The sequence below is a fragment of the Aeromonas sp. QDB03 genome (genome assembly GCF_027707985.1).
GTDB lineage: Bacteria > Pseudomonadota > Gammaproteobacteria > Enterobacterales > Aeromonadaceae > Aeromonas > Aeromonas hydrophila.
In genome coordinates, this window is sequence record NZ_JAPCJG010000004.1 from 288601 (window position 1) to 312806 (window position 24206).

Below are 24206 nucleotides of genomic sequence, written 5' to 3' on the forward strand. Positions count from 1 at the left end.
CCGCACTTTTGTCCAGCCGCGACTCGCCCGCCGCCGCCCCCTTGGCTAAGCTGGCGACCCCGGCACGCTTGTCTTCCGTGCCATCCGTTTCAGCCAAAGAGATCCCGCATGTCGCTTCTTGCTCACCCGGCCCACCGTGGCCTGTTGTTGACCCTGCTGCTGATGCTGACCGCCTGTCAGCCGGCCCCGACCCAGACCCGCATTCAGGGCAAGACCATGGGTACCTTTTACGCGGTGACCCTGAGCGACCCCTTCCCGGGCGGCGAGCCGGCGCTGCAGCAAGAGGTCGATGCCCTGCTGGTGCGCATGAATCACGAGATCTCCACCTACGACCCGAACTCCCTCATCTCCCGCTTCAATCAGGGCAGCGGCCAGCCCCCCATGGCCATTCCCGCCACCATGGCCAACATTGTGCAGCAGGGAATCGACGCCGGCCATCTCACCGCAGGCAAGCTCGACGTCACCGTGGGCCCGCTGGTCAACCTGTGGGGATTCGGGCCGGACAAGCGGCCCGTCAAACGGCCCAGCGCCGAGCAAATTGCCAGCGCCCGCCACAAGGTGGGCATCGACCGGCTGACATTGGCACCCGAGGGGGATCACTTCCTGCTCGGCAAGCGCATCCCTGACCTCTACCTCGATCTCTCCACCCTGGGCGAAGGAGCGGCCTCTGACGAGATTGCCGGCCTGCTGGAGCAAAAAGGGGTGCACAACTACCTCATCGAGGTGGCCGGCGCCGTGCGCAGCAAGGGCAACAACGCCAAGGGCAAGCCCTGGCGAGTGGCCATCGTCGAGCCGTCCGACCAGCCCGGCGCCTTCTCGGACGTGGTGATCCCCAACGGCATGGCCCTCAGCACCGCCGGCAGCTATCGCAACTACTATGAGCTCGATGGCAAGCGCTACTCCCACATCATCGACCCCGCCACCGGCCAGCCCATCACCCACAAGCTGGTCTCCGCCAGCGTCATCACCCCGACCGCGCTTGAGGCCGACGCCCTCGACACCGCCCTCATGGTGATGGGGCCGGAGCAGGCGATGGCCTTTGCCAAGGCGCACGGTCTTGCGGTCTATCTCATCGTCAAGACCGAGCAGGGCTTCGCCGCCAGCCATACCCCCCAGTTCGCCCCCTATCTGGCGGCCAAACAGCCATAAATCAGCCGCCATAAAAAGAGGCCCCGCACTGCGGGGCCTCCTTGTCTTCATGTCGGCGCTAGTCGATGGGAATGCGCCGAGGTGCCGGAGCCACCGGCTGCTTGGGTCATTCGGCCCGGCGCAGGTGCGCCCTCCCAGGCATCAGGCCAGTGACCACCGACCGGATGCTTGCATGCTACTCCCCGCAGCCGGCCGAGTCGGCGGACGGGCGCGCCACCCGGTTGCCCGCCCCGTAGAGAAGAAACACCAGCACGCAAATCGCGGTCATCACGGCGAACAGGGCCGGGCCGCCCCACACCTGCAACAGCCAGCCCCCCACCAGGGGCGAGAGCGCCCAGCCAAGCCCGGCCAGGGCGCTGGCCCCGAAGTAGCTCCCCTTGAGGTGGGCCGGCGCCATCTCGTCGATCAGCACATTGAAGAGCGGGAACAGCACCGCTTCCCCCACGCTCAGCAAGAACACCGCCACCAGCCAGGGCCACAGCAGGGCCGGACTCGACAGGGCGAACAGCACCTGGGCGGACGCCATCAGCAGGATGGAGAACTGCAGCCGCAGGCTCACCCGCCAGCGCCGGGTCAGGTGCAGCAGCGGAAACTGCAGGGTGATGATGGTCAGCGCATTGGTGGCCACCAGCAGGGCCACCAGGGTCTCCACCTCGGGGGCGCCGGCGCGGGTCAGATACTGGATCAGCGGCGACTCCACCTGGGCGTAGACCAGCATCATCAGCAGGTTGGCGAGGATGAACAGCATGAAGGCCCGATCCCGCCCCACCACCCTCAGCATGGCCCCCAGGGTGAGACCCGCATCCGGCCGGCCAGCGCACTCGCGGCGAAAACCGAGCAGGAAGGCAAGGCCGAGCAGGCCATAGCTGGCGGCCGTCACCACGAAGGTCTCCTGGCGCGCACCCAGCCCCACCATGACGCCGATGAGGGGCCCCACCCCCGCCCCCACGTTGAGCAGGAAGTAGCGCAGGTGCTGAGCCAGCTCCCGCTGCGCCTTCTCGGGCAGCAGATCCCCCATCAGCGCCTTGCCCGGCGTGTCGATGAAGGCGTAGGAGAGACCCGAGCCAAACACCCCGAGGGCGATGAGCCAGAGGGAGTGGCCAAACCCGAGCAGCAGGTAGGCGCCGCACGACAGAACGCAGCCGAGCAGCAGTATGGTGCGCCGGCCGAGCCGGTCGGAGAGCCAGCCGACGTAGAAGCCGATGAGGCAGGAGAGCACGGCCGCGCCGCCCAGCAGCATCCCGATGCCGGACGCCGAGAGATCATACTCCCGGTAGAGCAGGATGGAGAGAAAGGGCCAGACCATGAAGAAACTGGTGCGCACCATGAAGGTGCCCAGGATCACGATCCAGACCAGCGGAGGAAAGGGGGGCAGGCGCATGGGAACTCCTTGTCGCGCAATGGCAGCTGATCCGCAGGGGAAAGCATTCAGTGGTATCAAAAGACACCTGAGCGCACAATCCCCACCCGGAAAAAAACCGCCCGAGGGGGCGAGCTCGGCGCAGGTTTGTGGATGGCGGCGCCGTCCAGGCCAGGCAGGCGTTCACCGTCTTTCCTCTCCCAGTTCACCCCCTATTTGGTCCGGCAGAAGCCATGAATGACGGGGCTTGGCGGAAAAACCTCGGCTGCGCCCCATGTTCAATTGCCTGTCTGCGCGCTTTGGTGGCACACTTCTGTTATCCGCCCGTAGCGCCCTGACCAGACAGATGCAGACACCGGAATCCGAGCCAGAGAAAAAAGCCCCACCCAAACCGAAGCGCATCCTGCTGGTCAACGAACAGCGCTCCTTTCAGGTGATGATGAAGGCGATGCTGATCAACATCGGCATCAGTCGCATCACCTATGTCAACTCGGCCGAAGAGGCGAGACGGCGCTGCCAGAAAGAGACCTTTGACATCTACCTGCTCGATTACGAGCTGGGGGTCGGCGAGAACGGCCGCCAACTGCTGGAGAGCCTGCGGGATCAGAAGCTCATTCCGCCCCAGAGCGTGGTGATCATGGTGAGCGGTGACAGCTCCCGCGCCATGGTGCTGAGCGCGCTGGAGGCCGAGCCCGACGAATACCTGATGAAGCCCTTCTCCCAGGAGCAGTTTTCGTTTCGTCTCAAACGCGCCCTCGCCCGTCGTCAGGCGCTGGAGAGCGTGTTCAGCGCCCTTGCCAAAGAGGATCTGCCCACCCTGCTCGCCGCCTGCGCCGAGCGGGCCGACGCGGTGCCGCGCTTTGCCAACTTCTGCCGCTGTCTGCAGGCCGACACCCAGCTCAAGCTGGGCCAGGCCAAGGAGGCCCGCAGCCTGATGCGCCAGCTGCTGGCCGGCCAGGAGAACAGCTGGGCCCGCCTGACGCTGGGCAAGGCGTGCCACACCCTGGGGCTGAACGAAGAGGCGGTGAGCCACCTGCAGGCCACCCTCAAGAACACCCCGCTGATGGTGGAGGCCCACCTCTGGCTGGCAGAGTCCCAGCTCGCGCTCGGCAACGACGAGCAGGCCCAGCAGGAGCTCAAGCGGGCGGTCGACATCTCGCCCCAGTCGGTGCAGCTCTCCCGCCGGCTGGCGGAGGTGTGCCTGCTGCGCCATGACTACGCCCAGGCCAAGGACGTGCTGCTCTCCCTCATCGACCTGTCGCGCAACTCCATCCATCGCACCCCCCACTACCTGGGGGCCTATATCCAGTCGCTGACCCTCTACGCCCTCAACAGCAACGACATCTACCACATCGCCAACCTGCAAAAGCAGGTCAACTCGGCCCTGTCGCGCATCCGCGATTCGCTGATGATGTCGGAGTTCAACTACCCGGTGTTCGAGCAGATCTGCCAGGCCCGGGTGCAGATCGCCCTCGGCGAGCTGCTCAAGGGCAAGAAGATGCTCTACCGCGCCAACCAGAACTGGCTCGATCAGCCGGCCACCATGCCCCCCAGCCTGCTGGGCGAGACCATCCTCGCCCTCTATCAGCTCGGCGAGTTCGAATATGCCGAGAGCCTGCAGGCGCTGCTGGCCGAAGACGAGGATCGGCTGCTCACCACCTGCATCCAGGCCACCCGCGACGACAAGACGGTGCTCGAGCGTCGCCAACGCTACCAGCAGCTCAACGAGCTGGGCATCAAGGCCTATCAGAGCGGCGAGCTGGAGCAGGCGCTCGGCCACTTTCGCGAAGCGCTGCGCCGTGCCCCGGCCAATACCGGCGCCGCCCTCAACAAGATCCAGGTGCTGCTGCAGCTGATGCAGAAAAACCGCAAGAGCCCGGAGTTTGGCGCCGAGTGCAAGGAGACCCTGGAGGTGCTGGACGGCATCCCCCTCAATCCGGCCCAGCAGGATCGTTTTCGCAAGCTGCGTCAGGAGTTTACCCAGCTCAGCTGACCAGGGCCCGCTCGCCTATGCTGATACTGACTCGGCAAAGGGAGGAGAGTGGCGATGGCCATGTGTCGATATCTGGTGGCGGACGGCCGCCACTGCAGCGAAGAGGCGGGAGACCATGATCTGTGCCGCTGGCACGATCCCCACGCCAATCATCAGGATCCCCACACCGCCCGCGCGCTGGAGCACTACATCCAGCAGGGCGGGCTGTGCCACGGCCTGCAACTGGCCCGCGCCAATCTGGCGGGCCTCAACCTGGTGAAAAAAGGGGCCCCGCAGGGGTTCCTGCTGGAGCAGTGCAACCTCTACCGCGCCAACCTGCAGGGGGCCCATCTCTACGGCATTCGCATCAAGGGCGGCAGCCTGATGAAGGCGGATCTCAGCGAAGCCAACCTGCACTGCGCCACCCTCGACGACGTCAACCTGCTCGGCATTCGCTGGCACAACACTCGTCTCGACAACCTGGATACCGGCAAACGGCTGATGCAGGAGCGACGCGGCCGCAAGGAGCGCGACCCGGTGCAGGCCCGCATCTGGCTGAAGGAGGCCGAAGAGACCTACCGGGATCTGCGCAAGGCCTCGGAGGCGCAGGGCATCTTCACCATGTCCGGCCGCTACATCCAGCAGGAGCTCACCATGCGCCGGCTGCAACTGCCGTTCTGGTCGACCCAGCGCTTCACCTCCTGGATCGTCGATCTGTTCTGCGGCTACGGCGAGGCCCCCATGCGGGTGGTGCTCTTCTCCCTGCTGCTCATCTTCATCTGCAGCATCTTCTACTTCTTCTTTGGCCTGAGCTTCAACGGCAACCACCTCATCTACCGGCCCGGCGCCCCTTTTGAGCAGAACGCCATCTTCCTGCTGGAGTGCCTCTACTACAGCGTGGTGACCTTCACCACCCTGGGTTATGGCGACTTCACCCCCATCGGCCTGTCACGGCTCTTCGCCGCCTTCGAGGCCTTCACCGGCAGCTTCACGCTGGCGCTGTTTGTGGTGGTGTTTGTCAAGAAGATGACCCGCTGACAACCTGCCCACGATCTTGCTGCGAGGCCGTGATCAAGGCTAATGTGCTGCTCGCTTATTTGTAACCAAGAGCTCTCACGTATATCTATACGCTCCGGCTCCTGCGCTTCACCTTGCTGACAGACTCTCGCGACAGCTCGTGAACAGGTTACCGAGCAGCTGCGCCAGTCACAGCCCTCGAACTTGCATCCACGGCGGATTCCTAGTCCAATAGCCACTTATAAAAATGACATGAGCATCCCGGACATGAAGATCATCTCTTTCAATATCAATGGCCTGCGCGCCCGCCTGCACCAGCTGCAAGCCATCATCGACAAGCATCAGCCGGATGTGATCGGCCTGCAGGAGATCAAGGTACACGACGAGGCCTTCCCGCTGGCCGACGTGGAGGCCATGGGCTATCACGTAGAGTTTCACGGCCAGAAGGCCCACTACGGGGTGGCCATCATGAGCAAGCAGAAGCCGGTCAAGGTGGAGAAAGGCTTCCCCACTGACGATGAAGAGGCCCAGCGCCGGATGATCATGGCCACCTTCGAGCGCGAAGACGGCTCCCTCATCAAGGTGATGAACGGCTACTTCCCGCAGGGTGAAAGCCAGGATCACGAGACCAAGTTCCCGGCCAAGCAGAAGTTCTACGAGGATCTGCAGCACTATCTGGAGACCCACCACACGCCGAATGACCAGCTGGTGCTGATCGGGGATATGAATATCTCTCCCACCGATCTCGACATCGGCATCGGCGAGGCCAACCGCAAGCGCTGGCTGCGGGATGGCAAGTGCTCCTTCCTGCCCATCGAGCGCGAATGGATGGAGCGCCTGAAAGGGTTCGGCCTGACCGACACCTTCCGCGCTGCCAACCCTACCGAGTGCGAGCGTTTCTCCTGGTTTGACTACCGCTCCAGGGGCTTTGACGAGAACCGGGGCCTGCGCATCGACCTCATCATGGCCTCCGACGCCCTCAAGGACACCGTGACCGAGACCGGCATCGACTACGAGCTGCGCGGCATCGACAAGCCTTCGGATCACGCCCCCATCTGGGCCAGCTTCGCCTGATAACGACAAAAGAGGGGGCATTTGAAGCCCCCTCTGTGACCAAGCCCCCACTTCCCCCGCTTTTTCCTTCTTATAATTCCCTCCGGGTCCCCTGCTCCCCAGCAAGGTCACAATGCAGGGTCTGCCAGACTGACACAAATTGTCGCGGCCCCCTCCGCCACTGCGCGATCGACACCGACAACTTTCAGTGTCGAGCAGCCTGGGTTCAATATTCGTGCTCTATCATTAGAAAACTGTCAGTAATCCAATGAGTTAAATTTGTAACCATGCAGTTAACCATGTTCATGAAGAAAAAGGCTGGGCGCGGCAATCGCGCACCATCCCACAGGAGTGTGATGATGAAGGTGCAATACGTCAGGGAAGAGATGTTCAAGCGCGGCTGTATCGCCCTGGCACTGGCCAGCGCACTGACCGCCTGTGGCGATGAACCGGCCGCCGGAACCCAGGCACTGCCGCCGGTGCCCGTGGTGGTGGCCGAGGTCAAGCTGACCGACGTGCCGATGACCACCGAGATGGTGGGCGAGACCGCCGGTTTTCGCGAAATTGACGTGCGTTCCCGGGTGAGCGGCATCCTGCTCAAGCGCACCTACATCGAGGGGCAGCCGGTCACCGCCGGTCAGGCGCTGTTCCTGATCGACCCCGAGCCCTACAAGGTGGCGCTGGAGCAGGCCAAGGGCACCCTGGCCCAGGAGCAGGCCCGCCTCAACAAGGCCCGCGCCGACCGGGATCGCATCATCCCGCTGTTCAAGCGCCAGGTGGTGAGCCGCAAGGACTATGACGACACCATCGCCAACTACGAGGCGGCCATCGCCAGCCATCAGGCCGCCCAGGCCAAGGTGAAAGAGGCCGAACTCAACCTCAGCTACACCCAGGTCACCGCCCCCATCAACGGCATGGCGAGCAAGAGCTCCCAGTCCGAGGGCAGCCTCATCTCCACCAGCGGCGAAAACGGCCTGCTCACCACCATCACCCAGTTCGATCCCCTCTACGTCAACTTCTCCTACTCGGAGCAGGATCGCCTCAACTTCGAGAACTCGGTGAAAAAGGGATTGATTGAGGCCAAGGATGCCACCAACTGGCGCACCCACATCCGGCTGGCGGACGGCTCCGTCTATCCCGAGGCGGGCAAGCTCAACTTCTCCGACAGCCGGGTCGACCCACAAACCGGCACCATCCGGGCCCGCGCCATCTTCGACAACAAGGACGGCGTGCTGTTGCCGGGCCAGTTCGTGCGCATGACCATCGATCTGGGTACCCGCAAAAATGCCATCCTGGTGCCGCCGCGCGCCATCGTCCAGTCCCAGGCCGACCGCATGGTGATGGTGGTGGACAAAGAGAACAAGGTGGTGCCCCGCCCAGTCAAGCTGGGTTCCGTGGTCGACAGCGGCGTGCTGATCGACAGCGGCCTCGAGCCCGGTGAGCGCTACATCGTCGAGGGGCTGATGAAGGCCCGTCCCGGCGCCGTGGTCAAGCCCGTCACGGCCTCCGAGATGAAGGCGATCACCACCAAGATGGTCGGCCAGGCCGCGGCCAAGTAAGGAGTTCGTATGTTTTCCAAGTTCTTCATCGAACGCCCCATCTTCGCCAGCGTGATTTCGATCATCATAGTGCTGGGCGGGTTGGCGGCGATGCGATCGCTGCCCATCGAGCAGTACCCGCAGATCACCCCGCCGGTGGTGTCGGTCACCGCCTTCTATCCGGGCGCCACCCCCGAGGTGATCTCCCAGACGGTGGCAGCACCACTCGAGCAGCAGATCAACGGCGTGGAGCGGATGCTCTACATGCAGTCGGGTTCGGCCTCCAACGGCCAGATGAACCTCAACGTCTACTTCGAGATCGGCACCGATCCGGATCAGGCCACCATCAACGTCAACAACCGGGTCTCGGCCGCCATGGCCCAGCTGCCGGAAGAGGTGAAGAAGCAAGGGGTGACGGTCAAGAAGAAATCGACCTCGATCCTGCAGGTGGTTACCCTGCAATCGCCTGACGGCACCTTCGACACCACCTACCTGTCGAACTACGCCCTGCTCAACATCATCGACGAGCTCAAGCGGATTCCCGGGGTTGGTGACACTACCCTGTTCGGCGGCACCGACTACGCCATGCGCATCTGGCTCAGGCCGGATCGACTGGCCCAGCTCGAGCTCACCCCGAGCGACGTGATCGGTGCCATCCGCGAGCAGAACACCCAGTTTGCGGCCGGCAAGATCGGCGCCCAGCCTACCACGGCTCCCATCGACTTCACCTATACGGTGCAGACCAAGGGACGGCTGGAGGATGTGCGCGAGTTCCAGAACATCATCATCCGCTCCATGCCGGATGGCTCGAAGATCCGGGTCAAGGACGTGGCCAGGGTCGAGCTCGGCGGCAAGGACTACGACCTGCTGGCCAAGGCCAACGGCAAGCCGGCCATCGGTATCGCCACCTATCTGCAGCCGGGCGCCAACGCCGTGGCGGTGGCCGATCAGGTGCATGCCACCATGCTGCGCCTCAAGGAGCGCTTCCCGCAGGACATCGAATACCAGATCCCCTACGACACCACCGAGTTCGTGAAGATCTCCATCGAGGAGGTGGTACACACCCTGTTCGAGGCGATCGTGCTGGTGTTCGTGGTGGTCTATCTGTTCCTGCAGAATTTCCGCGCCACCCTGATCCCCTGTATCGCGGTGCCGGTGTCGCTGATCGGGACCTTCGCCGGCATGCTGGTGCTGGGCTTCTCCATCAACCTGCTGACCCTGTTCGGCATGGTGCTCGCCATCGGTATCGTGGTGGATGACGCCATCGTGGTGCTGGAGAACGTCGAGCGGATCATGCAGGAGAAGAAGTGCTCGCCCAAAGAGGCGGCCATCCTCGCCATGCAGGAAGTCTCCGGCCCGGTGGTCGCCATCGTGCTGGTGCTGTGCGCCGTGTTCCTGCCGGTCGCCTTCATGGGCGGCATGACCGGGGTGATGTACAAGCAGTTCGCTATCACGGTGGCGGTGTCGGTGGCCATCTCCGGTCTGGTGGCGCTGACCCTGTCGCCGGCCCTCTGCGCCGTGTTGCTCAAAGAGGGCCACCACAAGCCGGCCCGCTTCTTCGTCTGGTTCAACAACGCCTTCGACGGCCTCACCCGCCGTTACGTGCGCGGGGTCGCCTTCCTCAACCGCCGGGTCGGGGTGGCGTTCACCATCATCGCCTTCATCCTGGTCTCCATCTACGGCCTGCTGATGAAGGTACCGGGCGAGCTGGTGCCGAACGAAGACCAGGGCTACCTGCTCTCCGCCGTCATGCTGCCGGATGCGGCCTCCCTCACCCGCACCCAGGCGGTGGCGAACGACTTCGACCAGATGGCGATGGCCAACCCCAACGTGAAGGACGTCATCACCTTCTCGGGCTTTGACATCCTCTCCAACGCCATCATCAGCAACAGCGGCATCAGCTTCATCACCCTCAAGGACTGGAGCGAGCGGCAAGGTGCCGGACAGGACTCCTTCTCCCTGGCCAAGACCTTCCAGGGCATGAGCCTGATGGGGCTGGCGGACGGCTTCGTCGCCTCCTTCAACCCACCCCCCATCACCGGCATGTCCACCACCGGCGGGCTGGAGGCCTACCTGCAAAACCGCAGCACCGGCAATGCCCAGTCCTTCTCGGCCGAGGTGCAGCGCTTCCTCGAGGCGGCCAAGCAGCGTCCCGAGTTCGCCAGCGTGACCAGCACCTACCGCGCCAACGTGCCCCAGGTCTATCTCGATCTGGATCGCGAGAAAGCCAAGGCGCTGGGGCTGCCCATCAACGCCGTGTTCGACACCATGCAGGCCACCTTCGGCCAGGTCTATGTCAACGACTTCAACCAGTTCGGCCGAACCTATCGGGTGCAGTTGCAGTCCGAGGCGGACTACCGCGCCAAGAAGAGCGACATCCGCAACGTCTATGTGCGCTCCGACAAGGGGGAGATGATCCCGCTCAGCAGCCTGGTGACGGTGCGTGATGCCACCGGCCCCGAACTGGTGGAGCGCTTCAACATCTTCCAGGCGGCCAAGATCATGGCGCAGCCGGCGCCGGGCTACAGCTCCGGCCAGGCCATCGCCGCGCTGGAAGCCGTGGCCGACGAGTCCCTCGGCAACGACGCCAAGCTGGAGTGGACCGGCTCCGCCTATCAGGAGAAGGCGGCCGCCGGCAGTGCGGGCACCGCGTTCGGCTTCGGCATCGTGATGATCTTCCTCATCCTGGCGGCCCAGTATGAACGCTGGAGCCTGCCGTTTGCGGTGATCACCGCCGTCCCGTTCGCCCTGTTCGGCGCCCTGCTGGCCACCTGGCTGGTGGGTCTGACCAACAACGTCTACTTCCAGATAGGGTTGGTGACCCTGGTGGGCCTGGCGGCCAAGAACGCCATCCTGATCGTGGAGTTCGCGGTGATGAAGCACGAAGAGGGAATGAGCCTCATCGAGTCGGCACTGGAGGCGGCGCGGCTGCGTTTTCGCCCCATAGTGATGACCTCGCTCGCCTTCATCCTCGGCTGTGTGCCGCTGGTCACCTCCAGCGGGGCCGGGGCGGCGAGCCGTCATGCCCTCGGCTGGCCGGTCATCGGCGGCATGCTGGCGGCGACCTTCATCGCCATCTTCTTCATCCCGCTGTTCTTCCGCCTCATCATGCGGCGCTCGGAGCGCGCCGGCGGCAAGACGGCGCAACCCAAGTCGTAAGTCGTGTGTCACAGCCCCCGCCATACGGGGGCTTTTTTTTATCCGCCAGGCGGGCCAACACCCAGCATCCGGGCCCGAGCCGCGAGCGGGATCACGCAGCCGCCATCCCGTTTCCCACATACCTTGACCTTGCTCTCAAGGTAAGGTTTACAGTGCCCCCAGTCATTGTCAGGATTTTCCCCATGCTCGTAGCGAGATTGCCCATCGAACGCATTGCCCGGCTGTTGCTGGGGCTGATGCTCGTCTGCAATCTCACCCTCTGCATCGGCTGGCACGGGGTGGATGCCCTCAACGCCGCCATGACTCACGGCAATCAGGCCATGAGCGACAGCGCCATGCAGGGGCTCTCCTGCCACGGGGCTAGCCCGGATGCGGGAGCCCAAGATGCCGCCAGCCAGGAGTGCCAGATGCACGGCGGGCTCACCTCGACCGGCACTCCCGGCCTGCCGCTGCTGGCCGCCCTGCTGACCCTGCTCGCTCTGCCGCTGTTGCTGCTGTCCCTCGGGACGGCGAGCAGCGTGCTGGACAACTGGTTGCGGGATCCCTTCCTGCGATCCCGCGGTACCCACCCTCCCTCCTGGCCGCGCCGACACCTGATGTTGTCGGTGCTGCGCCACTAGAAAGATCTTCTCTCGCGGCAACAGCAAGCCTCGGCTTGCCCGTTTTCTGCCGCCTTGCCTGACCCTGCGCCCTGGCCAAACCGGCCCGCTCGCAGGGAGCCGTGCGCGCTGACACAGCTGCGCCCCGTTTGCCGCCTCGTGGTGATGCCCAGCCCGCGCACACCACCACACCGGCGGCCTGACAGAAGAGAAGAGATACCATGTCATCCACCCCCGTTACCCGGTCTGCCTGCACGCGGCCGTGCCAGCCGCCCCTTCGCCTCCCGCGCGCCGGAGGCTTGTCATGAACAAGACACTGTTGATGTCCGCCCTGCTGCTCACCCTCGGCGCCGGTGGCGGCTACTGGGCCGCCAAACAGACCACAACTGGCACTGCAGCCAAGGAGAAGACGCCGCTCTACTGGGTCAACCCCATGGATCCGCGCGACAAGCGCGATGCCCCCGCCAAGGACAACATGGGGATGGACTTCATCCCCGTCTATGAGGAAAAACAGGGCGGCTCGCCGGGCACTGTCACCATCAGCCCCGAGATCCAGCAGAACCTGGGGGTGCGGCTCGCCAAGGTGGAGAAGCTGCCCATCCACCAGCAGATCGAGACAGTGGGATACGTCGGCTATGACGAGGACAGGCTGGAGGCGGTCAACGCCCGCATGGCAGGTTGGATCCGCACCCTCGCCATCAAGAGCGAGGGGCAGCAGGTAAGCAAGGGGAGCCTGATCTACGAGCTCTACGCCCCGGATCTGGTCAACGCCCAGCACGAGTACCTGCTCGCCCTCAACACCGCCAACCCGCTGCTGCTGCGCGCCGCCGAGGGCAAGCTCAAGTCCCTGCAGGTGCCGGCAGATCAGATTGCGGCCCTCAAGCGCACCCGTCAGGTGCAGGAGACGGTGCGCATCTATGCCCCCAGCAGCGGCTATGTCTCCGAGCTGAAGGTGCGCGAGGGCCAGTATGTGGAGCCCGCCGCGGCGCTCTTCAACATCAGTCCCCTCAAGCAGGTGTGGGTGAGCGCCGAGGTGTTCGAGCGCCAGGCAGCCCAGCTGAAGGTGGGCGATCCGGTCACCATGACCCTGGATTACGCCCCCGGCCGCAGCTGGCAGGGCCGGGTCGATTACCTCTACCCGACTCTGGATGCCGCCACCCGCACCCTCAAGGTGAGGCTGCGCTTCGCCAACCCGGACGAGTTCCTCAAGCCCAACATGTTTGCCAAGGTGAGGATCCAGAGTGGCGGCGGCGAGCCGCAGACCCTGGTGCCGAGCGAAGCGGTGATCCGCACCGGCAGCCAGGATCGGCTGGTGCTGGCGCTGGGGGATGGCAGCTTCAAGTCGGTGGCCGTCACCCTGGGCCCCCAGTTTGGCGACAAGGTCGCCATCAAGGAGGGTGTTGAAGCGGGGGACAGCATCGTCAGCTCGGCCCAGTTCCTGCTCGACTCCGAATCGGCCATCGATTCGGACTTCCAGCGCATGACGGCGGTGCGTCCCGCCCAGGTATGGACCCAGGGCGAGGTTGAAAGCGTCGATCTGGCCAACCGCACCCTGATGGTCTCCCACCAGCCCATCCCCGAGTGGCAGTGGCCCGCCATGGAGATGGAGTTCACCGTGGCGGACGGAGTCGACATCAGCAAGCTGGCCGAGGGGCAGACCCTCCATCTGCAGGTGATGCAGGAGGGGGATGAGTACCGCATCACCACCATCCATCAGGAGCAAGCACCCGCTACTGACGGCGACGCCAACCCTGCGTCGGATGAAATGGGCAAGATGGAAGGCATGGACCATAGCCAGCACGATATGGGAGCCAAGCAATGATCCCTTCCATCATTTGTTGCGTTGCTGACAACCAAGCTCCGCTCTCTGCACAACATGAGCAAGGAGCCAAATCATGATCCCTTCCATCATTCGCTGGTCCGTCGGCAACCGCTTTCTGGTGCTGCTGCTCACTGTCATGCTCACCGCCTGGGGGCTCTGGTCGGTCAAGCAGACCCCGGTGGACGCCCTGCCGGATCTCTCCGACGTCCAGGTGATCATCAAGACGGCCTATCCGGGCCAGGTGCCCCAGGTGGTGGAGGATCAGGTCACCTACCCGCTCACCACCGCCATGCTGGCGGTGCCGGGCGCGACCACGGTGCGCGGCTACTCCTTCTTCGGTGACTCCTTCGTCTATGTGCTGTTTGACGACAACACCGACCTCTACTGGGCCCGAGCCCGGGTGCTGGAGTATTTGAGCCAGGTCGCACCCAACCTGCCCGCCTCCGCCCGTCCCCAGCTCGGCCCCGATGCCACCGGGGTGGGCTGGGTCTATCAGTACGCGCTGGTAGACAGAACCGGCAAGCACGACCTCAGCCAGCTCACCTCCCTGCAAAACTGGTTCCTTAAGTACGAGTTGCAGACGGTAGATGGGGTCTCCGAGGTCGCCACCGTGGGCGGCATGGTGCGTCAGTATCAGGTGCGGGTCGACCCGGACAAGCTGCGCGCCTACGGCATCCCGCTCTCTCTTATCGAAACCGCCATCAAGCAGGGCAATCAGGAGACCGGCGCCTCCGTCATCGAGATGGCGGAAGCGGAGTACATGGTGCGCTCCAACGGCTACCTCAAAAGCGTCGAGGATCTGAAGCAGATCCCGCTCGGTACCACTGTGCGCGGCGCCCCGCTGCTGCTGGGCGACGTGGCGGATGTGGTCACCGGGCCCCAGAGCCGGCGCGGTCTGGCCGAGCTCAACGGCGAAGGGGAAGTGGTGGGCGGCATCATCGTCATGCGTTACGGCGAGAATGCCCAGCACACCATAGACGGGGTCAAGGCGCGGCTCGCCCAGCTGAAGAGCAGCCTGCCAGAGGGGGTGGAGGTGGTCACCGTCTACGATCGCTCCGACCTTATCCAGCGCGCCATCGACAACCTCTCCGGCAAGCTGGTGGAGGAGTTCGCGGTGGTGGTGCTGGTCTGCCTCGCCTTCCTGTTCCACCTGCGCTCATCCCTGGTGGTGGTCATCTCCCTCCCTATTGCGATTTTGACCGCCTTTATCGTGATGCACCTGCAGGGGATCAACGCCAACATCATGTCGCTCGGCGGCATCGCCATCGCCATCGGCGCCATGGTGGATGGCGCCATCGTGATGATCGAGAACGTCCACAAGCACATGGAGCGGGAGGCGCTCACCGACAAGAACCGCTGGCGCATCATCACCGAGGCGAGCATAGAAGTGGGGCCCGCCATCTTCTTCTCCCTGCTGATCATCACCATCAGCTTCCTGCCGGTGTTCGCGCTGGAGGCACAGGAGGGGCGGATGTTCCACCCCCTCGCCTACACCAAGACCTACGCCATGGCGGCGGCGGCCGGGCTCGCCATCACGCTGGTGCCGGTGATCATGGGTTACTTCATCCGTGGCAAGGTGCTGGCGGAGCAGGCCAACCCGCTCAACCGCTGGTTGAGCCAGGGCTATGTGCCACTGCTGAAAACCGTGCTGGCCCGTCCGAAAACCACCCTGGCCATCGCCGCCGTGGTGACGGTGGCGGGCTTCTGGCCGCTCAAGTACCTGGGCTCCGAGTTCATACCGCCGCTGGACGAGGGGGACATCATGTATATGCCCACCACCGCGGCCAATATCTCGGTGGGCAAGGCGCGGGAGATTTTGCAGCAGACCGACAAGCTGATCCGTACCGTGCCCGAGGTGCAGAACGTGTTCGGCAAGGCGGGGCGCGCCGAATCGGCCACCGACCCCGCCGATCTGGTGATGATGGAGACCAGCATCCAGCTCAAACCACGCGACCAGTGGCGCCCCGGCATGACCCCGGAGAAGCTGAAAGAAGAGCTCGACTCCCTCATCCGCTTCCCCGGCCTCACCAACGCCTGGGTGCCCCCCATCAAGACCCGCATCGACATGCTGGCCACCGGCATCAAGACCCCGGTCGGCATCAAGATAGCGGGGCCCGACCTCAAGGTGATCCAGCAGCTCGGCCAGCAGCTGGAACAGATCGTCGGCAAGGTGGAGGGCGCCTCATCGGTCTACGCCGAGCGGGTGGCCGGTGGCCGCTATGTGAAGGTGGACATCGACCGACTCAAGGCGGCCCGCTACGGCCTCAACATCGCCGACGTGCAGGCGGTGCTCGCCACCGCGGTGGGCGGCATGGAGGTGGGCCAGACCATCGAGGGGCGCGAGCGCTACCCCATCAACCTGCGCTACCCCCAGAGCTATCGCGATTCGGTGGCGAGCCTGGAGCTGCTGCCGCTGGTGACCCCGAGCGGTGCGCGCATCGCACTGGCGGACGTGGCCCGGGTCTACATCAGCGACGAGGCCCCCATGCTGCGCAGTGAAAACGCGCGCCTCAACGGCTGGGTCTACGTCGACATTCGTGGCCGTGACATCGGCTCTTTCGTGGCAGAGGCCAAGGCCGAGGTGGACAAGCAGCTGGTGCTGCCGGCGGGCTACGCCCTCACCTGGTCCGGTCAGTTCGAATACATGGAGCGGGCCAAGGCGCGCCTCGCCTACGTGGTGCCGCTGACGGTCGCCATTATCGTGCTGCTGCTCTATCTGGCGTTTCGCCGCTTCCAGGAGGTGCTGCTCATTCTCACCACCTTGCCGCTGGCGGTGGTGGGCGGGATCTGGACCCTCTGGCTGCTCGACTTCAACCTCTCGGTGGCGGTCGGGGTGGGCTTTATCGCCCTGGCCGGGGTGGCGGTGGAGACCGGGGTGCTGATGCTGGTCTACCTCAACCACGCCTGGGATGACCTCATTGCCAGCGGCAAACCGGACCAGGCGGGCCTGCACCGGGCGGTGATCCACGGCGCCGCCCTGCGCCTGCGCCCCAAGATGATGACGGTGGTGACCATCATCGCGGGTCTCTTGCCCATCATGTGGAGCCACGGCACCGGCTCCGAGGTGATGCAGCGCATCGCCGCCCCCATGATCGGCGGCATGGTGAGCGCGCTGGTGCTGACTCTCTTGGTGCTGCCCGCCGCCTACTACCTGTGGCGCAGCCGGCACCTGGGCACGACCGAGCACCAACCCGCCGGCTAACCCGGTGGCAGCGCCCTTTTTGACAACCAAGAATTTGAATCAACGACGAGGAAACACCATGAACTACAAGACGCTGACCCTGACCCTGCTGTTTGGCCTTGCCACCCACACCGGCCTGCAGGCCGAGGAGATGATGAACCATGCCGGCCACGACATGGGCCAGATGAGCCAGATGGAAGGCATGAACGAGATGGGCGAGATGGCGATGACCCAGGGGGTCATCAGCCGCATCGACGCGGCCAACGGCAAGGTCGGCATCAAGCACGAGGCGATCGACAACCTCAAGATGCCGGCGATGACCATGGTCTTTCGGGTGGCCGATCCGGCCCTGCTCCAGGATCTGAAGGTGGGGGATGCGGTGCGCTTTCACGCCGAGAGCCCGGCCGGCAAGCTCACCGTGACCGCCATCCAGAAACAGTAAGCAGAGTCATTTCAATAAAAGACGGCGGGATCATCCCGCCGTTTTCTTTTACTGCGCTATCTACCGCACCATCCGCTACGGCACCATCCGCCGAGCGGCGTCCTCAGCCGTTCGGATAAGCCTGAGCGATATTCGCCTGAGCTATCCCGAGCAACTGAACAGACATGTCCTGCAATACATAGAGGTCGCGGCGACGGGTCCAGGGTTGATCGGATTGCTCGTCATACCAGACGGGCAGTTCGATCCCCTCCGGGGCATGGCTCGCCACCTTGCGGGCGCGACAGGTGATGATGCAGCGTTTGACGTGGTCGCGGTGACCGATGACGGCCGCCGTGCCGAGGGCGGCGGCCTCTCCACCGGCATAATCCCTGACGATGGCCTCCACCACCCCGTCCGTGCTGAGGTAGACCAGCTTGCCTTCATTATCCCAGTAAGGCTCGATGGAGATGACATCCCGGGCCGGGATATCGGGATAGCGAGCCGAGTCGAGGAAGCGGGCGATCTCCCACTGCACGTACATGGGCACCGGCTTTTGCCGATAGAGGGCCGCGCAGCAGGCGGCCAGCGCCTCGTTCATGGGGCCGGGCTCGGCCAGTTCATCCGGGTTGCCCGAGGCGTTGGGGCGGTTGCCGAAGGCAAAGGCGATGACGCAATGGGCCTGGTCGATGGCGACCCGGGACGGGGTTATGTTGAAGCAGGCCTCCTCGATGAAGGGGGCCAGCTGGCTGGCCGTCTGCTCGTCGTGCAGCTCGGCGCTCAGCCTATCGGTCAGGGTAGTGCGAAAATCCGCCGCACTCCCCTGGCTGTCATTGCTGCTGTTGCAGCCGGCCAGGGTAGCGATCAGGGGGGTACTCAACAGCCCCAGGGTGACTCTGCGTCTGTGCTTGTCCATAACGACTCCTTTGTTGATGTCCACGGCTGAAAATCAACCCGTTGGAGTCCATACCGTACGGAAAAAACAGGGGGATAAAAGTCAGAAAGGGAGGCAGAGGGGAGGAACGTGCAGCGCCTCACACTTCCCGGGCCATTCGCAAGCAAGCCCTTTTGATTCAATTGCTTGGTGTATAAAAAAGCAGGGCGCAGGGGGAAACCCGCCTGCGCCCCGTCACTGCTGCACCATCAGCCGCGGATATGGTCGATAAAGGCGTCGATCTGTTCGCGGCCGCAGGCCGGGTTCATGAAGACCGCCTTCTCCCCGGCAATGTAGGAGTACTTGCCACGGGCGTCATAGTCGGAGTGAGCGATGGCCTCCACCCAGTTGGTGTAGAGCCCCACCTTGCCGCGCCCGGTAAACAGGCTGCGGTGGTAGTCGGTGTTGCGCTGCAAGCGCGCCTTGTAGGCCGCATCCGGGCTGCGCGCCAGCTCGAAGGCGAACTCGGCGTCGGGGTCCTGCACCCACTCGGGGTTGTAGATCTTGAAGCCCACGCTCGGCCCCTGGTTCTCCTGCGCCACCAGCTTGACGTTGCCGAGCTGGCTTAACCGGAAGCGGAAGTAGTTGGCGTTTTGCAGGCAGTGGGCCAGCACGGTGCGATACCCCTCCACCCCCAGGTAGTTGAGCGCCGCATAGGCACCGAACAGGCCGCTCGCCCCGCGGGAGCACTCGATGGTGGACTGCAGGTGGGTCTGGCCCTGAATGTCCCGCTCAAAATAGGAGAAGTTCTCCGGGTCGTTCTCCATCGCCTTGAGGTCGTCCTGCTCCTTGATCATCACCAGGCTGGAGGTGTAGGGCACATAGCCCCACTTCTGGAAGTCGACGGTGAAGGAGTCGGCGTATCTGAGCTCGGCAAAGCGGCTCACGTTGCGCTCGATCCCCGCCAGGGTGGCGCTGTTGATGGCCAGCGGGTTGGCGGCAAAGTCGTAGTCCAGGAAGAAGATCATCGACCAGCCGATGGCGGCGTCGACGTGGATGTGCGGCTTGACCGCCACCTCGAACCGCTCGCAGAGGCGATCCCGCAGCTCGACCACGGGTTTCACCCGGTCCACCCCGAAGGTATCGGTGGTGCCCATGGTGAGCATGATGGTAGGCACCACGTGCTTGAGAGCGAAGCAGGCGGTCAGGGTGCGTTCGAGGTGGTCGAGATCGATGTCGTTGTTCTCGCCGACCTGGATGCGGATGGTCTTGTTCTCGATGTCGACCCCGAGCAGGGAGAGGTTGGTGATGTTGGAGTAGTGGCCGCCCTGGGAGTTGATGATGCGGTAATCCTGATAGTGGCCGAGCCCCTTGTGCTTGGCCTCCGGCAGGCTCTTGCGGATGCCGAGCAGGTAGCCGTAGAGGTTACAGAAGGTCCCCCCCTGGGTGAAGATGCCAGTGGCGCGGGCCGGGTCGTAACCCGCCAGCAGCGCTATCTGGCGCACCACCTTCTTCTCCAGCTCCTCGGCCACTCCGGCATATTCGGAGTAGACCAGGTTGGGGTTGGCGAGGATCCCCATCTGGGCGCCGTAGATGGCGGGATCCGCCGACATGGTGATGACGTTCTCGACGCTGGAGGGGTTCTCCCAGTCTTTGGACAAGGCGCCGGCAAACAGCAGCTCGGCCATGGGCTCGCCCGGGGTGCGCATGGTGGCCGGCACCGGCATGGTCTCGCACAAGTCGGCGAGGCGGGCACGGCCATCGGGCCAGGCATTGAGCCGCGCGTCCGGGGCCAGGCCGCGGGCGCGAAACTCGTTGAGGGTGGCAAAACCGGGTTCACGAAAGACCGGCCAGAGATCGGGGTTGCGCGAGAAGAAGTTGGCTTTGACTGTGGCAAAACGACGTTCGAATTCGGGGTGGATGGCGTTGACGCCTTCATCTTTCAAATAAACCAAGTCACTCATTTTTATACCATTAGTACAGCAAATGTGCAGTCCTTATACCCCCGGGTCGCCGTTTGAAACAGCGACAATATCTAATGGCCTCCCCTACTTTTTGTCATGCATGAGGGCGGACGGCGGCTGGCAAAAAGGCGCCTTTCGGGCGCCTCTTTTGATTTTGTGATCCACCCGCCCCATCGGCGAGAAAAACGTCAGCGCAGCGCCACCAGCAACCAGCGAGAGAGCTCCTCCAGCTCGGTCTGGCGGGCCGCAAACTCGCTGCGCCACTGGCTCAGCAGGTCGTCGAGGGCATCGGCGCGGTAGGCTGTGCCGGGCAGCCGCGCGGCCAGCGCATCGAGCGGCGCCGGATCCAGGCTGTCGCTGAAGATCTGCGCCCGCCCTATCACCCCCTTCTCCACGTCAAAATGCAGCTCCACCCCACCCCAGCCGAAGCGCTCGTCCAGCTGATGGCTGAAGGCGGGGGCATGGCCGAAGTTCCACTCCCAACTGCGCTGGCGGGCGAAGGTGTCGGCAAAGCCGGGCAGATCGGGCATCTGCTCAGGGGAGATATGCTCGGGCTGCACCCGCTCGCCGTAGTGGCTGAAGAAGGCCTCCTGCAGCGCCTCGCTCACCTGTTGGTGATCGATGCCCGGCAGCAGCTCGCAGAGGTTGGCCACCCGGCTGCGTACCGAGCTGATGCCCTTGGCCGCCAGCTTCTTGGGGTCGGGATTGAGGTAGTTGGCGAGCCGGCCGAGGTCGGCGTCCAGCAGCAGGGTGCCGTGGTGAAAGCCGCGATCATGGGTCTCCCGATAGGCCGAGCCCGACACCTTGCGCTCACCGTCCGGGGTCGCCACCAGCAGATCGTTGCGCCCGGAGGCGAAAGCCTCGACCCCGAGCCGCGTGAGCGCGTCCAGCACGATGGCGGTGGAGATGCTCTTGTCGTACTCCGGCTTGCCCGCCATGAAGGTGAAGCAGCTGTTGCCAAGGTCGTGAAACACGGCGCCGCCGCCGCTGCTGCGCCTGGCCAGGGTCACCCCGTCCTCCTCCATGCGGCGGGTGTTGCACTCCTTCCAGGGATTCTGGGCCCGGCCGATCACCACGGTATTGGCGTTGCGCCACAGGAACAGCACCCGCTGGTTCGGATCCATCTGACGAAAGATGCACTCCTCCACCGCCAGGTTGAACAGGGGGTCGTGAGAGTCGGACAGCAACAGACGCAATCGGGACATGGGAAGGCCTCATCGGGATGGAAGAGTCGCTATCATAACACCGGGGTCGACAGAATCAGGCCCCCTTCTGCCTGTTTTGGCTCGCTACTGACTGATAACGCAACAAATGAAAGATCGACACAATCTGACAGCAACATGAATGTATCCGTTGATACGGCGACACAGGCTGACGCATTGCGCTGAAAATTAAGTAATCACTCACTGATATTGAGGTAAACGGCTGGCAAATACGATTAAAATGCGACCGTTTTTATTGGTCATATGGCTCCGTAATTATTCGCATAATTGCCAAAAATACCGAGCAGGAAAGCCAAATGTGATGAGTGACACAGAAATCTTTTTTTCTGTTGCGCATCCCCCATTCCAGCGCCCTTTCGCCCCCTTGCGGGCAACAAGGAATTGTTTGACTCTAGGACTGACCCCCGTCTCCCGAGAGGAATGAGTATGAGTGTCGTAAATTCCTCCCTTCATCGCCTGCTCCGGTATCTGCCCATGCTTGGTTCAGCGATGTTTTGTACCCTTTTCTCCCTGCCATCCAAGGCGGTGGACAAGATAGTGGTGCAACTGCCCTGGCAACATCAGTTCCAGTTTGCCGGTTATTACGCGGCCCAGGCCAGAGGCTTCTACCGAGATGCCGGGCTGGATGTCACCTTGCGACCCGCCGTCACCGGCACCAATGTGGTCAACGAGGTGATGTCGGGCAATGCCCAGTACGGGGTCAGCGGCAGCGATCTGCTGCTGGCACGCGCCAGTGGCCAGCAAATCGTGGTGCTGGCCTCCATGCTGCAGCATTCCCCGCTGGTGCTGCTCACCCTGGAGCGGCCCGACATTCGCCAACCGGCGGATCTGGCGGGCAAACGGCTGATGCTGGAGCCCGGCTCCCAGGAGCTGCAGATCTACCTCAATCGCCATGCCCCGCCGGGCAGCTGGAGCACGCTGCCCTATGAACAGGGGCTGAAGGCGCTGCTCGCCGGCCAGGTGGACGCCATCAGTGCCTACAGCACCACCGAGCCCTTTTATCTGGCCCGGATGGGGATCCCCTACCGGGTGTTCTCCCCCCGCAGCATCGACTTCGATTTCTACGGTGACAACCTGTTCACCTCGGAGCGCGAGCTGAACAACCGGCCGGAGCGGGTCTATGCCTTTCAGCAGGCGAGCCTCAAGGGGTGGCGCTATGCCATGGAAAATCCGGCCGAGATGATCAACTGGATCATGGAGCAGTACCCGAGCGGTTATGGCCGCGAGCAGCTGGAGTTCGAAGCCAGCGCCACCCGGGAGCTGATGCAGCCAGATCTGGTCGAGCCCGGCTACATGCAGCCGGAGCGCTGGCAGCAGATCGCCAGAAGCTACCTCGAGGCCGGCCTGCTCTCGGCCCTGCCAGACCTCGAGCACTTCCTCTACAACCCGGATCGGGAGCGGATCCGCCAGCAGCGCCAGCTGCTCGACAAGAGCGTGGCGGTGGCCATGCTGGTGACCTTCTCCCTGCTGACCCTGCTCGGCATCTTCTGCTACCTCTACCTGCGCCTGCGCCAGGAGGCGCGCGACCGCCAGCGGCTCACCCGCGAGCTGGCCCAGAGCGAGCAGCACTACCGCTTCGTGGCGGAGAACAGCGCTGACGTCATCTGGACCATGGACACCGCCACCCTGCGCTTTCGCTACGTCAGTCCGGCCATCTTGCCGCTCAGCGGTTACGAAGCGATCGACGTGCTGACCCTCCCCATCAGGCAGCTTATTCCGGAGACATCCAGAAAGCAGCTGCGCGCCGAGCTGAGCGGTTCCCTCGCCGCCTGGCAACGCGGCGACCACGAGCAGACCCGCTGTGTCATTCGTACCCAGCTGCGTCACAAAGAGGGACATCTGGTGGCCACCGAAACGGTCACCACCCTGCATGGCAACGAGCAGGGGGAGCCGGAGGCGATTCTGGGGGTGACCCGTGACATCACCGAGCGGGCCGCCCGCGAGGAGATGATGCGCCGGCTCGCCTTCTACGATCCCCTCACCAACCTGCCCAACCGCCGACTGCTGCAGCAGCGGTTGAAGGAGGCCATGGAGGGCGAAGCGCAGCTGGCCCTGCTGTTCATCGACCTCGACCACTTCAAGCCGATCAACGACACCTTCGGCCACGAGACCGGCGACGTGCTGCTCAACATGGTGGCCGAGCGGATGCGCCACTGCGTGCGGGAGCGGGATCTGGTGGCACGGCTGGGAGGGGACGAATTCGTGATCCTGCTGCCCGACACCGGGGACGAGGCGCTGGCGGTGGCCGACCATCTGCACCAGAGCCTGCGCCATCCGTTTCGCATCGACGAGGAGCAGGAGCTGCGCATCTCCAGCAGCATAGGGGTGGCGCTCTATCCGGAGCACGGCACCGACCCCAAGACCCTGATGCACCACGCCGATCAGGCCATGTACCAGGCCAAGGGCAGAGGGCGGGGCCGGGTCTGTCTGTTCACCGCCGGGCTGGATCCGGAGCAGGGCTCGCTGGTGTGGCAGAGCAGTCACGAATGCGGCCATCCCCGCATCGATGCCGAGCATCGTCAGCTGTTCGTGCTGACCAACCGGCTGCTGGAACACATGAAGGATCACCAGGAACACCCGGCCCTGTTCCTGGAATGCATGGAGAGCCTGTTCGACGTGGCCCGCCACCACTTCGCCTTTGAAGAGCAGATGCTGGCCGAACTCGGCTATCCGGAGCTGGCCAGCCACCAGCAAGACCACCAGCTGCTGCTGCAAAAAGCCAGCCAGCTGATGACCGCCGCCAGGGCGGGCACAACTTCATCATTCAGGAGCTGGTCGTCGGCCACATGAGCCAGGCCGATCGGCGCTACTTCCCGCTGATGAAAGGACGCTGACCCAGCGCCCCAGCCACCTGAACGTGTGAAACGAGAAGGGCCA

Annotated in this window: 14 protein-coding genes and 1 pseudogene; 11 read left to right on the forward strand and 4 right to left on the reverse strand. The window is 63.9% G+C overall.

The features are described 5' to 3' along the window. Positions 1-108: 108 nt before the first annotated feature. On the forward strand, positions 109-1149 hold the full coding sequence (locus PG900_RS12765; RefSeq protein ID WP_039213406.1) for an FAD:protein FMN transferase: 1041 nt from the start codon (positions 109-111) through the stop codon (positions 1147-1149). A 175-nt stretch (positions 1150-1324) separates the two neighbouring features. Here PG900_RS12765 and PG900_RS12770 read toward each other — a convergent pair whose 3' ends face one another. Then, positions 1325-2530, reverse strand: coding sequence for an MDR family MFS transporter (locus PG900_RS12770; protein WP_049048891.1), 1206 nt, complete (start codon positions 2528-2530; stop codon positions 1325-1327). 325 nt (positions 2531-2855) lie between these two features. Here PG900_RS12770 and PG900_RS12775 point away from each other — a divergent pair, with 325 nt between their 5' ends. From PG900_RS12775 to PG900_RS12815, 9 genes are all read left to right on the forward strand, one after another. Continuing rightward, the gene (locus PG900_RS12775) at positions 2856-4502 is read left to right on the forward strand and encodes a tetratricopeptide repeat-containing response regulator (RefSeq protein ID WP_016351441.1); all 1647 of its coding nucleotides are present in this window, start codon (positions 2856-2858) and stop codon (positions 4500-4502) included. Positions 4503-4556: 54 nt separating this feature from the next. Then, on the forward strand, positions 4557-5519 hold the full coding sequence (locus PG900_RS12780; RefSeq protein WP_270831557.1) for an ion channel: 963 nt from the start codon (positions 4557-4559) through the stop codon (positions 5517-5519). A gap of 246 nt (positions 5520-5765) precedes the next feature. Next, entirely contained in the window at positions 5766-6572 is an 807-nt protein-coding gene (gene xthA, locus PG900_RS12785) for an exodeoxyribonuclease III (RefSeq protein ID WP_270831558.1), read from the forward strand. 338 nt (positions 6573-6910) lie between these two features. Continuing rightward, positions 6911-8110, forward strand: a complete 1200-nt coding sequence (locus PG900_RS12790; RefSeq protein ID WP_270831608.1) for an efflux RND transporter periplasmic adaptor subunit — start codon at positions 6911-6913, stop codon at positions 8108-8110. A gap of 9 nt (positions 8111-8119) precedes the next feature. Next, positions 8120-11248 carry an efflux RND transporter permease subunit gene (locus PG900_RS12795; RefSeq protein ID WP_016351445.1) on the forward strand — a complete coding sequence of 1043 codons (3129 nt, stop codon included), beginning with the start codon at positions 8120-8122 and terminating at the stop codon, positions 11246-11248. 182 nt (positions 11249-11430) lie between these two features. Then, positions 11431-11868 (forward strand): hypothetical protein, encoded by a 438-nt coding sequence (locus PG900_RS12800; RefSeq protein ID WP_270831559.1) that lies wholly within the window; start codon positions 11431-11433, stop codon positions 11866-11868. A gap of 283 nt (positions 11869-12151) precedes the next feature. Continuing rightward, a complete protein-coding gene (locus PG900_RS12805; protein ID WP_270831560.1) occupies positions 12152-13669 on the forward strand; it encodes an efflux RND transporter periplasmic adaptor subunit in 1518 nt (505 codons plus the stop codon). A 73-nt stretch (positions 13670-13742) separates the two neighbouring features. Continuing rightward, the gene (locus tag PG900_RS12810; protein ID WP_270831561.1) at positions 13743-16871 is read left to right on the forward strand and encodes an efflux RND transporter permease subunit; all 3129 of its coding nucleotides are present in this window, start codon (positions 13743-13745) and stop codon (positions 16869-16871) included. A gap of 58 nt (positions 16872-16929) precedes the next feature. Further along, positions 16930-17292, forward strand: coding sequence for a copper-binding protein (locus PG900_RS12815; RefSeq protein WP_270831562.1), 363 nt, complete (start codon positions 16930-16932; stop codon positions 17290-17292). Between the two features lie 103 nt (positions 17293-17395). Here PG900_RS12815 and PG900_RS12820 read toward each other — a convergent pair whose 3' ends face one another. The 3 genes from PG900_RS12820 to PG900_RS12830 form a co-directional block, all read right to left on the reverse strand. Continuing rightward, positions 17396-18184, reverse strand: a complete 789-nt coding sequence (locus tag PG900_RS12820; RefSeq protein ID WP_270831563.1) for a hypothetical protein — start codon at positions 18182-18184, stop codon at positions 17396-17398. 227 nt (positions 18185-18411) lie between these two features. After that, on the reverse strand, positions 18412-20106 hold the full coding sequence (locus PG900_RS12825; RefSeq protein WP_270800339.1) for a pyridoxal phosphate-dependent decarboxylase family protein: 1695 nt from the start codon (positions 20104-20106) through the stop codon (positions 18412-18414). Between the two features lie 188 nt (positions 20107-20294). After that, on the reverse strand, positions 20295-21311 hold the full coding sequence (locus PG900_RS12830) for a lipoate--protein ligase A (protein WP_270800341.1): 1017 nt from the start codon (positions 21309-21311) through the stop codon (positions 20295-20297). Between the two features lie 444 nt (positions 21312-21755). Here PG900_RS12830 and PG900_RS12835 point away from each other — a divergent pair. Further along, a pseudogene (locus PG900_RS12835) lies at positions 21756-24163 on the forward strand (diguanylate cyclase domain-containing protein). Positions 24164-24206: the final 43 nt, after the last annotated feature.